8 protein-coding genes and 2 pseudogenes are annotated in these 12,645 nt (G+C 70.6%); 1 reads left to right on the top strand and 9 read right to left on the bottom strand.

The window, feature by feature from the left end; translation table 11 throughout:
- Positions 1-21: 21 nt before the first annotated feature.
- Both C569_RS0121285 and acs read right to left on the bottom strand, forming a co-directional pair.
- Complete coding sequence (locus C569_RS0121285; protein ID WP_018787783.1) at positions 22-2,424, bottom strand: immune inhibitor A domain-containing protein; 2,403 nt, start codon at positions 2,422-2,424, stop codon at positions 22-24.
- A gap of 387 nt (positions 2,425-2,811) precedes the next feature.
- Complete coding sequence (gene acs, locus C569_RS0121280) at positions 2,812-4,800, bottom strand: acetate--CoA ligase (RefSeq protein ID WP_018787782.1); 1,989 nt, start codon at positions 4,798-4,800, stop codon at positions 2,812-2,814.
- A 222-nt stretch (positions 4,801-5,022) separates the two neighbouring features.
- On the opposite strand from acs, the gene C569_RS0121275 reads away from it, so the two are divergent.
- Entirely contained in the window at positions 5,023-5,769 is a 747-nt protein-coding gene (locus C569_RS0121275) for a hypothetical protein (protein WP_018787781.1), read from the top strand.
- 14 nt (positions 5,770-5,783) lie between these two features.
- Here C569_RS0121275 and C569_RS0121270 read toward each other — a convergent pair whose 3' ends face one another.
- From C569_RS0121270 to C569_RS33795, 7 genes and pseudogenes are all read right to left on the bottom strand, one after another.
- Positions 5,784-6,590 (bottom strand): HAD family phosphatase, encoded by an 807-nt coding sequence (locus tag C569_RS0121270; protein ID WP_018787780.1) that lies wholly within the window; start codon positions 6,588-6,590, stop codon positions 5,784-5,786.
- 106 nt (positions 6,591-6,696) lie between these two features.
- Complete coding sequence (locus tag C569_RS34460) at positions 6,697-8,160, bottom strand: tyrosine-type recombinase/integrase (protein ID WP_231394857.1); 1,464 nt, start codon at positions 8,158-8,160, stop codon at positions 6,697-6,699.
- A gap of 11 nt (positions 8,161-8,171) precedes the next feature.
- Positions 8,172-8,456 (bottom strand): helix-turn-helix domain-containing protein, encoded by a 285-nt coding sequence (locus C569_RS0121260; protein ID WP_231394856.1) that lies wholly within the window; start codon positions 8,454-8,456, stop codon positions 8,172-8,174.
- A gap of 15 nt (positions 8,457-8,471) precedes the next feature.
- Positions 8,472-10,256: pseudogene (locus tag C569_RS35100) on the bottom strand (replication initiator).
- Positions 10,253-10,867, bottom strand: coding sequence for a DUF2637 domain-containing protein (locus C569_RS0121250; protein ID WP_018787775.1), 615 nt, complete (start codon positions 10,865-10,867; stop codon positions 10,253-10,255). The pseudogene C569_RS35100 and the gene C569_RS0121250 overlap by 4 nt, the downstream one beginning before the upstream one ends.
- On the bottom strand, positions 10,864-11,709 hold the full coding sequence (locus C569_RS30725) for an FtsK/SpoIIIE domain-containing protein (protein WP_369753858.1): 846 nt from the start codon (positions 11,707-11,709) through the stop codon (positions 10,864-10,866). The genes C569_RS0121250 and C569_RS30725 overlap by 4 nt, the downstream gene beginning before the upstream one ends.
- Positions 11,710-12,357: 648 nt before the next feature.
- Positions 12,358-12,645, bottom strand: a pseudogene (locus tag C569_RS33795) (ISAs1 family transposase); the annotation flags it as partial.

Raw genomic sequence — 12,645 nt, 5'->3', positions numbered from 1 at the left:
CGTGGTGCGTCGATCAGTGGATCAGGAGAAGCGGACCTTCATCGAGGTGCCGTTCTGCTCCAGAACCTTGATCTTGGTGCCGGTGGCCGGGAGCTTGACGCCGTGGTTCGGCAGCTCCGGGTACCAGTACTTCTTGGTGTCGTCGAACAGCGGCTGCGCCGCCTGGCCGCGGATGTACTGCGGCTGGCTGTTGATGTGCAGCGTGAACGAGTCGGCCTTCTTCAGGCTGAACGGCGCGTCGTATACCTGGACGCGGGCCCGCCAGGGGTTGCCGGTCAGGTTGTAGATGGGCCGCGGGTGCGCGTCGATGATCATGTTCCGACCCTCACCCGGGTGCGCGAACGTGTCGTTGTCCGCGAACCGGAGGTTCCAGTAGGAGATCAGCAGACCCTCCTGGTACGCGTAGTGGTCCACGTAGTCCGGGCGGGTGTTCGCGTAGCCGAAGTAGTACGGGCCGGTCTTGAGGTACTTGTCGTACGAGACGTACGACCGGTTGCCGGCGATGTAGTAGTTGTCGAACTTACGGGTGTAGGTCTCCTCGACGACGCTGAAGCCGCTGAGGGTCCAGCCGTCCGCACCAGCCTCGGCGCCGTCGGAGAGAACCGTCTGGCCGTCGGCGGTCACGGTGATCGCGTCACCGTAGAAGCCGCCCTCGGAGACACCGCCGTCCGTCTGGTAGCGGAGCCGGAACTGCACGACGCTGCCGGCGGCCGCGTCCATCGGGACGTTGATGTCGACCCACTGGTCGTTGCTGGAGCCGTCCAGGGCGTAGCGCCCGGGGGAGATCTCCTTCAGCGGGTCGCCGTTTGCCGTACCGGGCAGCGAGGTCCAGGTCTGGCCACCGTCGGTGGACGCCTCGAAGAACAGGTAGTCGTAGTCCGCCTCGATGCTGTAGCGACCCTTCATCGACAGCGCGGCACTGGTCTTCCCGGTGAGGTCGAGAGTGCGCGTCATCGTGGTGTTCAGGTCGTCCTCGTTGCCCGAGAAGAACTGCTTCGTACCCTCGAACGGCTTGCCGTTCTGGAACGTGTACTCCCGCTGCGGCAGCACCACCACGGCGGCCTGGGCCTTGTTGGAGTTGTACTCCTGCGGGCCCAACTCCAGGGTGCGCTTCTGGCCGGCCACGATCACCTCGTAGTCGAGCCAGCCGAGCTGGAGCTTGTTCCAGGCGCCGAGGTCGCCACCGCGCTCGCCGATGCCGCCGTCGTTCTTGGCGCCGAGCCGGCTCTGGGCCATCAGGGTCCAGTGCTCGTTGTTGTTGTCCCCACCACTGACCACGTTGTAGTCGTCCGGCAGACCGAGGTCGTGGCCGTACTCGTGGTAGAAGACGCTCCGGCCACCGTTCTCCGGCTGGATCGTGTAGTCACCGATCCAGACGCCGGTGTTGCCGATCTGGGTACCGCCGGCCGGGAAGTTCACCGGGCCGGTGTTGCCCTGGTCGCTGGCGAAGGCGTACCACCGGTGGCTCCAGATGGCGTCCTCACCCTGGTACGGGTCACCGTCGGCCTGGTCGCCGCCGGCGTGGACGATCTGGAAGTGATCGATGTAGCCGTCCGGCTCGTTGAAGTTGCCGTCGGCGTCGAAGTCGTACCGGTCCCACTCGTCCATCGCCTTGACGTCCGCGGCGATCTCCGCGTCGGAGCGGCCCTGCGCCTTCTGGTCGGCGACCCACTGGTTGGCGGCGTCGCGGACCAGGGCCCAGGTGTTGGTGCAGACGCTCGACGCGCACGGGTAGCCGTCGGAACGGCCGTAGCGGGCCTCGTTGTAGCGCACCTTGACCCAGTTGGTGACCTCGCCGTCGACACTGTACCGACCCGAGGACTGGGCCTCGTAGTACTGCTTCAGCGACTCGTCACCCGGGGCGGTGCCGAAGTAGAGCTTCCGGAAGTGGTCGGCGTTGTAGTCGGCCTGCCACACGGTGGAGTTGTCCACCGCCCGGTTGGGCTCCGGGATCTGGTTGACGCGCGGACCGTCGAACCGGGTCGGGCCCGGGGTGCCCGGGTCGGTGTCCTGGTCCGGGTAGTCCGGGTGCCGCTCGTCGCCGAACTCCGCGAGGATTACGAAGATCTTGTCGGTCCGCTCGCGGGAGAGTTCGACGTACTGGTCCTTGGTCGGACCCTTGCCTGCCTTGGTGCTCTTGGCGGACCTGCCCGCCGCGGCACCTTCGGCAGCCCGCTCGCCGACCTTGACGACTGTGCTGCCGTTGATCTTCTGGGCCTTCGCCCTGCCGGACAGGACCTCGCTGAGGCCCTCCTGGCGCAGCGCGCGCCGCTTCTCCTCGAGCGGGTTGGGCAGGTCGTGCTCAGCCTGCGCAGGCTCGGCCACCGACGGGGCGGCGGCCGGCAGCTTCGGCGTCGGCGCGGCGCTGGCGGACGTGCCTGCCACCAGTCCCGTCGCGGTCAGCGAAAGCCCGAGCAGACCCACTGCGACTTTGCGCACGTGGTACCTCCGGTGTGAGGGAACCGGCCCAACTGGGGGTACGGGCCGGTGGAACGTCCCACTAGTGGGACAAGGGTGAACATAGACACTGCTGCGACTGGTGGGAAGACGTGTGCGTCGATTTGTAGCAACTTTTTGTTGGGAATGCTTTTCACCGTCACAAGCCAGTCCGTCACCGAGTTGTTGACCAGTGACGATGGCCGGATCTTGAAATGCAGTGACAGTTATGGATTAAAAACCTGCGCGGAAGCCTTGAGCAGGCCCCCTGGCCGATCAGTTCAGGTACGGGCCAACCGATCGACCGGCGCGGATCCCCCGGATACGACGAAGGGGCGGACCGCCCGGCGACCGCCCCATTGTCGTACGTCGTCGTCAGTCCTCGTCGGACTTCCCGCCGCTCATCCCCGACGAGATCAGGTCCATCACCGAGGAGTCCTGGAGCGTGGTCACGTCGCCCAGCGACCGGTTCTCCGCCACGTCCCGCAGCAGACGGCGCATGATCTTCCCGGAGCGGGTCTTCGGCAACTCCGGCACCAGCATGATCTGCCGCGGCTTGGCGATCGGGCCGAGCGCCTTCGCCACGTGGTTACGCAGCTCGGCGATGAGCTGCTCGCCCTGCTCGCCCGAGGTCTCCGCGCTGCCGCGCGGGATGGCGAACGCGACGATCGCCTGGCCGGTGGTCGGGTCGGTCGCGCCGACCACCGCCGCCTCCGCCACCGACGGGTGACTGACCAGCGCCGACTCCACCTCCGTGGTGGAGATGTTGTGGCCGGACACCAGCATCACGTCGTCCACCCGGCCGAGCAGCCAGATGTGCCCGTCGTCGTCCTTCTTGGCGCCGTCGCCCGCGAAGTAGACCCACTCGTCACCGAGGTTGGCGCCCGCGCCGAACCGGGACCAGTACGTCTCCAGGAACCGGTCGTCGTCGCCCCAGATCGTCCGCAGCATCGACGGCCACGGCTCCGTCAACACCAGGTATCCGCCGCCACCGTTGGGCACCGACTGGCCCTGGTCGTCGACCACGTCGGCGACGATGCCGGGCAGCGGGCCCATCGCCGAGCCGGGCTTCGCCTCGGTCACGCCCGGCAGTGGGGAGATCATGATGGCGCCGGTCTCGGTCTGCCACCAGGTGTCCACCACCGGCAGCTCACCACGGCCGACGTGCTGCCGGTACCAGATCCACGCCTCCGGGTTGATCGGCTCGCCGACGCTGCCGAGCAGGCGCAGCGACGACAGGTCGTACCCGGCCGGGATGTCCTCGCCCCACTTCATCATGGTGCGGATCAGCGTCGGCGCGGTGTACAGGATGGTCACCTTGTACTTGTCGACGACCTCCCAGAACCGGCCCTTGTGCGGGGTGTCCGGGGTGCCCTCGTACATGACCTGGGTGGCGCCGTTGGAGAGCGGGCCGTACACGATGTAGGAGTGCCCGGTCACCCAGCCGATGTCCGCGGTGCACCAGTAGACGTCCGTCTCCGGCTTCAGGTCGAACACCGCGTGCGTGGTGTACGACGCCTGGGTCAGGTAGCCGCCGGTGGTGTGCAGGATGCCCTTCGGGCGGGCGGTCGTGCCGCTGGTGTAGAGGATGAACAGCGGGTGCTCGGCGTCGAACGCCTGCGCCTCGTGCTCCGGCGACGCCGTCTCCACCGTCTCGTGCCACCAGTGGTCCTTCGCCGACCAGGCGACCTCCTCACCGGTACGCCGCACCACCAGCACGTGCTCCACCGACGGGCAGTTCGCCACCGCCTCGTCCACGGTCGGCTTGAGCGCCGACGGCTTGCCCCGCCGGAAGCCGCCGTCCGCGGTGATCACCACCTTGGCGCTGGCGTCCTGGATCCGGTTGGTGAGCGCGTCGGCGGAGAAGCCGCCGAACACCACGCTGTGCGTGGCACCGATCCGGGCGCAGGCGAGCATCGCCACCGCCGCCTCCGGGATCATCGGCAGGTAGATCGCCACCCGGTCACCGGCGGTCACGCCCAGCCCGGTCAGCGCGTTCGCCGCCTGGCAGGTGAGCCGGTGCAGGTCGGCGTAGGTGACGGTACGGGTGTCGCCCGGCTCGCCCTCCCAGTGGATCGCCACCTTGTCGCCGAGGCCCGCCTCGACGTGCCGGTCCAGGCAGTTGTACGCCACGTTGAGCCGGCCCCCGGTGAACCACTTCGCGAACGGGGCGTTCGACCAGTCGAGCACCTGCTCCCACGGCTGGGCCCAGGCCAGCCGGCCGGCCTGGCGCTCCCAGAAGGCCAGCCGGTCGCCGGCCGCCTCCTCGTACGCCACGGCGGTCACGTTGGCGTTCGCGGCGAGTTCGGCAGGCGGCGGGAACTGGCGCGTCTCGTTCAGCAAGTTGGCCAATGCCTCGCTCATGCGGTGACTCCTTCGTCGCGTGACCTGCGTCTCCTGATGCGGGGAAGGTTAGTCCCGCCGTACCCCGGCCGCGACCGTCCGGCCCCTCCCCGCGCGCCGAGCGGCCCGGTCCCCGCGCCGAGGTGTAAGGAAGGGCCCCCTGTTAACGCCTCCGGTAGAGGAAGGGCCCCTTCTTAACAACCCCGGCCGTACGACGGGCCCGGCGGTCGCTAGCGTGACGGGGTGACCACCGATCCGCTCGCCCCGCTGCTCGCGCTCGCCGACGTCGCCCCCGCCGTCGAGCAGGCCCGCGACCGGGTCGACCAGGCCCACCGGCACCGCGCGCTGCGCCGCCAGGGCGGCCAGGTCGCCGCCGAGGTCAGCCTCCGCTCGGCAGTGGCCAGCGCCGCGCTGGAGGGCCGCGTCCACGACCGCGAGGAGGTACGCGCCGGCACCGTCACCGACCCGGTGCTCCAGGGCGCGCTGCGGGTCGCCGGGACGCTGCCAGGGCTGAGCGACCTCTGGCCCAAGGCGCCCCGGCAGGTGCTGGCTCGGCTGCACGTACTCGCCGCCCGCGACGTGGTGACCGAGGAGGAACTGGGCCGGCCGGTCGCCGACCCGGTGGTCGCGGCCCGCCTCGACAGCCTGGCCGCCCTGGTCGCCGGCGGCACCAAGGTGCCACCGCTGGTGCTGGCCGCCGTCGTACACGGCGAGCTGCTGAACCTGCGCCCGTTCCCGGGCCCGTCCGGGGTCGTGGCCCGCGCGGCCGCCCGGCTGGTGCTGATCTCCACCGGGTTCGACCCCCGCGGGCTGGTCGCGGTGGACGTCGGGCACCGCGAGCGCGAACCGGAGTACGTGGGCGCGGCCGGCGCCTTCGCCACCGGCACGCCCGACGGCCTGCGCTCCTGGCTGCGGCACTACATGAGCGCGGTGGAGGTCGGCGCGGACCAGATCACGCTTATCGGCGACGAGATCCTCGCCGCGTCCTGACGGGTGCCGGGGTGTCAGGCGGTGGGCGCGGTGGCGCGGGTACGGCGGTGCCGGCCGTACCAGGCGATGCCGATGGCCACGCCGACGCCCACGCCGAGCGCCGCCGCCGCGACCGGCACCGCCGGCCGCTCGCGCAGCCGCCGGCCCACCGGAATCGGGTGCCGGAACTCCAGCACCGGCCACGCGTTCTCCACCGCCAGCTTGCGCAACGCCCGGTCCGGGTTGACCACCGTCGGATGCCCCACGCACTCCAGCAGCGGCCGATCGGAGTACGAGTCGGAGTACGCGTACGAGTCGGCCAGGTCGTAGTCCCGCTCCAGCGCCAGTTCGCTGACCGCCTCGACCTTGCTCGGACCGGCCGCGTAGAACTCGACCTCGCCGCTGTAGCGGCCGTCCACCACACCCATCCGGGTGGCGATCACGTCGGTGATCCCGAGCAGCTCACCGATCGGCCGGACCATCTCGTCGCCGGACGCCGAGACCAGCACGACGTCCCGCCCGGCGGCCTGGTGCTCCTCGATGAGAGCGGCCGCCTCGGCGTACACGTAGGGGTTGATCAGCTCGTGCAGCGTCTCCGCGACGATCTGGCGGACCTGTTCCACCGGCCAGCCCTTGCAGAGCGTGGCCAGATAGTCCCGGGTGCGGGCCATGGTCTGCTCGTCGGTGCCACCCAGCCGGAACATCAGCTGCGCGTACGCCGACTTGACCACGTCACGCCGAGTGATCAGCCCGTCCCGGTAGAACGGCCGACCGAACGCCAGGGCGCTCGACTTGGCGATGACGGTCTTGTCGAGATCGAAGAAAGCGGCGCTGCGGCCCACGGCGCGAAAGTCTAGCCCGACGGGAGGCGTGGGGGCGCCCGCCCGGGTAGCGAAAGCCGATGAGCACCCCCTGGAGTGACGGCGGTCACAGGCAGCTATCGATGAATTAGCTTTGCGTGGAGTGAACAACACTCGACGTATAAGGGTCGACTGCGGCATGCTTGTTCTCGCGACGGGAGTTCGCATGCCCGGCGCCGATGGGCCTCGGCGGTTGCACCCCCCGTAACCGCTGAGTCGGTTCGGCTCGACCCCCCCGGAGCCGAACCACAAGACGACCCCCGTCTCCCCCCGACGGGGGTCGTCCCTTTGCGGCTTCCTCTTCTGGCGCAGGTGGAGATGCGTTCTCCGGGTCGGCCGGGTGCGGCGTCGGGCGGAAAGTCAGCGAATCGTCAGCGAACGTCAGCCGGACCCGATCGGCGTAGTCGTCGGGCGTGTGCGTGTACCGGTCAAGCGTCGTCGACGCCTTCTCGTGGCCCACCACCCGCCGCACCACGTTGACCGGCACCCCGTCCGTCACCAGCCACGTGATGTACGAGTGCCGCAGGTCGTGGAATCGCAGCCCGCCGACCGCCGAGGCCGCCGCGTGCGCCACCGCCGCCGCCTCCGTGGCGAACTCCGCCCGCTGCTCCCGCCCGTCCCGATCCGGCCACACCGCCAGCCACCGGCCCGGCGCCACCTGGGTCACGTGCCCGAGCAGCCCGGCCCGCACCAGCGACGGCAGCCACACCCGGCGTCGGAAGTTCGACCGCCGCTGCGGCCCGCCGTCCCGGTCGGCGAAGACAAACGCCCGGCCGTCCGGCGAGCCGGCCCCGCGCCGCCGGCGCAGCTCGTCGACGAGGAACCGCGGCATCGGCACCGCGCGCACGCCGGCCCGCGTTTTCGGGTACGCCCGCAGCACGACCCCGCCGTGGGTCTCGACCGCCACCTGAGCGACGTGCACCAGCTCCTGGTCCAGGTCGACCGCCTTCCAGGGCAGGCCCGCGCACTCACCCCAGCGCAGGCCCGCCCCGGCGGCGGCGCAGACGATCCCCCGATGCTCGGCCGGCACAGCGGGCAGCAGCCGGCCGAGGAAGACCTCTCGGCTGATCGTGCCGGCGCGTGCCTCACCAGCCCGATTTCGCGGTATCCGCACTCCCTCGCATGGGTTCACCGCGATCAGCCGCGCCCGGATCGCCGTCTGCATGATCATCGACAGCATCCCGAGGTGCTTCGCCGTCGTCGAGGGCGCCAAGGTCCGTCTCAGGTTCGTCACCCACTCCTGCACCGCCAGGTAGTCGATCCGCGCCAACGGCCATTCCGCCCACTGTGGCAGCAGATGCGCCCGCAGCATCGATTCCGTCCGCTCGGCCGTCCGAACCTCCACCGACCGCCCGGCCAGCCACCGCGTCACGAACTCGCCGAACCGCATCCGCCCGGCGTGCGGGTCGACGTACGTGCCCCGGTTGATCGCGCCTTCCACCTCAGCGAGGTACGCGTTCGCCTCCTTCTTCGTGCGGAACGTCTTGGCCTTCTGTCGGTTGGCCGAATCCCGCCAGTTCGCCCGGTAGGTCCCGGCCGGCGTCTTGCTCACGAAGCCCACGGTCACCAACCCCCACGCGGCGAGTCGGTCCCGGTCGCCGAAAGCCCGCCGGCCGCACCGTCCAGCCAGGCGTGGAAGCGGCTGCGCGGCACCACCCAGCGGCGCCCCAGACGCTCGGCGGGAATCTGCCCGGCCCGGACCAGGGCGTAGGCCGAGCTGACCGAGAGAGACAGCATCGCGGCCACCTCCTTGACCGTGTAGACGGCACGGACCGGCTTGACCTCGGAGGCGGCTTCGCCCATCCAAGGGCCGGCCTGCCGCAGCTCGAATGGCACGACGTTGGACAAGATTTCCCCCATGGTTCAGGCCGCGAGCGCGGCGGGTTGATCGGATGACGGCGCGACCGCGGCTGTTCGTAGGCGTGCGGTGTCGAGGTCTGTGCGCCAGCGGATGCGCGCGGATATGGCGCGCAGGAGTCGGTGTTCCAGTGGTGGTACGTCGGGGTCTTCGGGTCGGGCGAGTTCGAACCGGTACCGCTTGGATCCGTCCGCGTCGTCGGCCGCCTGGTCGTGCTGATCGGTGTTGGCCATGCCGCCGGCGAGGATGGCGCGCACCCATGCGCGGTTGTCGGCGCGGTGGTCGGCGAGGGTCTTGCCGGACCATTGGCGGGAGACGAGGACGCGGCGGCCGGTGAAGCCGAGGGTGGAGCGTTGGTGGACCTTCCCGGTGCACCGGCCCGGGGTCAAGCCCGCCTTGACGCCGTCCGGCTGGACGCCGTAGAGCAGCCAGTTCGCGCACGTCGGCGAACAGGGCAGGACCGACAGTTCCGCGTGGAGGCGGTCGAAGTGCGCCTTCTGCGGGTCCGAGCGGGGCTTGGCCTGGTCGGTCAGATCCTTCGTGACGTACTTGGTGACGTAGCGGATGGACCGTTCGGCGTCCTTGGTGCCCTGCTCGATGCCGCGGGCGTCGATGCGGCCGAGGCGGGCGACGTAGGCGGGTCGGCTGTCGGGTTCTTCCAGGGCGTCGAGGGCTTCGCCCCAGGTGGGCAGCGGCTCGCGGGTCTTGGGGTCGACGTATGCCTGTCGGTCGACGTCCCAGACCGGCGGCTTGTCCACGCGGTAGACCGGTTCGTTGAAGGGTGGTCACCACACCTGGTGGTAGGTGGCGGCGGCGATCTGCTTGAGCAGCCGGCGCGGCAGGGTGCCCCGGATGGCGAAGTGCGCGTGTGGGGCGAGACGGCGTTGCAGCTCGACGGCCCCGGCGTATTGGACGTTCCAGCCGGCGGCACGGCGGACGTTCTGCCACCACCGGTCGAGCACCCGGGCGAAGTGGATCGCGTCCAGGGCCGCCCGGCGGTAGTCGTAGCCGGCGGGATCGACCGGGGTGCCGAGGAGGTCATCGTGCGGGCCGTGTCGGGTGCCGCACTCACACGGCGCGACGTAGGCACCGCGGCGGAGGTGGGAGTGCACCGGCCCGTGCGAGTCGAGCGTCAGCGTGACCAGCATCGACGGCCGGTAGGTCTTGCCCGCCCGGCCCGAGTAGGCCCGGCCGACCGTGCGGGGGTCGACGGGCAGCCGGGGCAGGTTCGGCGAGTCTTGACGCCGCCGGGTGGACCGCTTGCGGCGGGGCCGCTCGTCGCGTTCCTTCGGGGTGAGGTGGCCGCGCAGGCTGGTCTCGCCGAGGGCTTCGTCCAGCTCGGCGATAGCGGCGTCGATCTCGGCCACCTGCGCGGCCCGCTCGTCCGGGGTCATCGGCTGGTAGTGGACGGCTTCGCGTTCGAACTCCAGGTGCGCCCGTACCCGCACCAGGGCGAGCGCGTCCTCACCGGGCTTGTCGGGTCGGACGGCCGGTTCGTCGGCCAGGTGCCAGCCCTCGCGGATCTGCTGGATGCGCAGCCGTCGGCCTTTCTCCGCGCACGGCTTGCACTTGACGGCCAGGGTCGCTCCGCAGGGCACCTCCACGACCTCGGTCAGGCCGGTGGTGGTGTCGGTGCGGCGCAGGGCCAGGGGGCGGACGCAGACGCCGTGCTGCTCAGCGAGTTGCTTGAGCGCGTCCTTGGCGAGGGGCTTGCGCATCCGGTCGGCCCGCGACCCGGGTCGCGGCTGCGTCTCCGACGGAGTCTCGGGAATGAGGGAAAGCTGGGTCATTGGTCACGCTCCGTGCCGTACGAGGTGCCGTTGCGGGCCGTGAACGCCGCCGCGGGCACGGGCACCAGTCCGGGCCGCTGCACCGCTACCGCCGCCGGCCGGGCCGGCTCGTAGGTGACCGCCTGGTCCTCGTCGACGGCGTGGACCACGACGGGCCGGTGATCCTCGGTCGGGTCGTAGCCGGGTGGCACCTCGCCCCGGTCGCCGGCCGGCTGCTCGGGGGCCGCCGGGGTGGTAGAGAAGACGAGCTTGGACAGGCCGAGGAACGCCAGCGCGGGCACGGCCGACAGCAGCCACCCGGACGGGCTCGGCTTCGCCACGGCGAGTTGCGCGGCGAGGGACAGAGCGACGGCGCAGACGAGCAGGAACAGCGGGTAGCCGACCGGGCCGCCGGTGCGGCGGCGTCGCCGGATGGTCAACAGCGCCGCGAGCGGGAGTAGTTCGGAAATGGCGGCGTTGGCCCAGCCGAACCAGTCCCCGGTTCCGGCCGGGGAGTTGGCCATGGTCCAGTCGTGGACATGAGTGAACGAGGCGGCGCCGGCCAGGCCGCCGACGATGAGGACGATGAGCACCAGGGCGAGCCCTTCCACACGCTCGGTGTCAGCCTTCACGGGGTCACCTCCTGGTCGGTGTCGTCGCAGAGGCGGCGGTAGTCGCGGCCGAGCTGACGGATGTCGTCGTCGGTGAGGTAGGCGAACCGCACCCGGACGGGTTCACGGACGCCGTCGAGGACCACGAACCCCACCCCCGGCATGGATTCGGGGATGCGGTCGCAGAGCGCTCCCCGGTCGCGGGCGGCGTCCCCAAGGACCATGTCCACCTGCTCCGGTTCGGTCAGCCGCAGCCCGATGCGGGTGGGGAACAGGTCGCGGAATGGCAGGACGTCCTTGCGCGGGTCCTGCAACGCGGCGACCACGTGCACGCCGACCGCCCGGCCCTGGCTGAGCAGGAGGCCGAGTGATTCCTTGATCCGGTCGCGGACCTTCCGATCAGTGATGTACGCGGTGAGCGCGGCCAGCTCGTCGACGACCAGGACGAGCAGCGGGTCCTCCGTGGTCGGCACGTGCTGGCGGGTCACCCCGCGCAGCCGGGCCGCCCGCAGCCGCATCCGCTTCACGGCCTCTTCCAGGACGCCGGCCATGCTGTGCGGATCGTCGTAGGCGAACCGGGTGAACAGCGGCACCCCGGCCGCCAGCTCCATCCCGCCCTTCGGGTCGAAAGCCCACACCTCCACCAGCCCGGAGCGGATACCGCCGGCCAGGGAGCGCAACAGCGACCACAGCACCGAGCCCTTGCCCGAGCCGGTCGCCCCCGCGATGAGCACATGCGACCCGGCCAGCCGCAGCCGGTAGGGCTGCCAGTCCTCGCCGATGCCGAGCGGCAGCCCGTCCAGCTCCGGTACGTCGACCACCGGCAGCGGCGCCACAACGGCGGCGAGGGGGTCGCGGCGCACGAGGCGCACCACCACGCGATCCGGTCGCGCCGTCGAGCGGGCCTGCCCGCTGCGCAGGCGGAAGGCGTAGGCGAGATGACTGCCGAAACAATCTCATCAGGATCAAGCGCGCTCCGCGCGGCGCGGGCCGGGGCGCGGCAAACGGCTCCTGCGGAGCCGCCGCCCCGGCGCAAGGGCGCCGGGGCGGAAAAATCAGCCGGCCCGAACCCCACGCCCCGCCCCGCGCGTCGCACCTGGGTCAGTGAGGTGACCCCGGTGACGAGTCCCGAAGGACGACCAGGGCTATGCGGACACCTTCCACCCGGTTCCGGCGATCCCGAAGCAGCGCGAGATCCGGTAGGCCAACCGCGGCGGACGAAGTTGCCGAACGGTTCCGCGCAGTCGCTCAGGCCCAGGTGGGGAAGGGATGGAGGTGGTGAGGGGATGGTGGGGTGGGGAAGGGGTGCGGGTTAGAGCTGTGCCTCCGGCGGGGGCCAGACGACTCCGAGATGGAGTTGCCGAAAGGTTCCGGTCGGAGAGTGGTTGAGGTGGGATGCCATCCCGCCAGCCACCGACCCAGGCAAGCCGAGCAGACCAGGGCCAGGGCGACAAGGTCGTACGTCCGGTAGGGCGCTCCACCTTGTCGCCCTGGCCCTGGCCAGGGCCTGATCAAGTTCCGTAGACGTCGGAATCGTTGGTGATGCCCAGGATGGGCAGTGCTCGTTGGGGTTCGTCGCGGATCGCTCGGGTGGTCTTGGCGATGTTGTCGGCTCCGAGGGTTTTCAGCACGCCGATGGCGAGGTTACGCAGCGTTGCCATGGCCCGGGGTGCGGTTCCGGCGTGGACGGTGGAGGCGTCCTCGGCGAAGGTGACATCCCTGATGTGGTGTGAGGAGTTTTCCACTGCCCAGTGCCCGCGGATCGCGGTGGCCAGGTCGGCTGGGCTGGCCTGGTGGGC

The sequence above is a fragment of the Micromonospora sp. CNB394 genome, assembly GCF_000374985.1.
GTDB classification, from domain to species: Bacteria; Actinomycetota; Actinomycetes; order Mycobacteriales; family Micromonosporaceae; genus Micromonospora; species Micromonospora marina.
The sequence above is the reverse complement of the archived record's forward strand: the minus strand, read 5'-3'. Positions and strand labels throughout refer to the sequence as shown.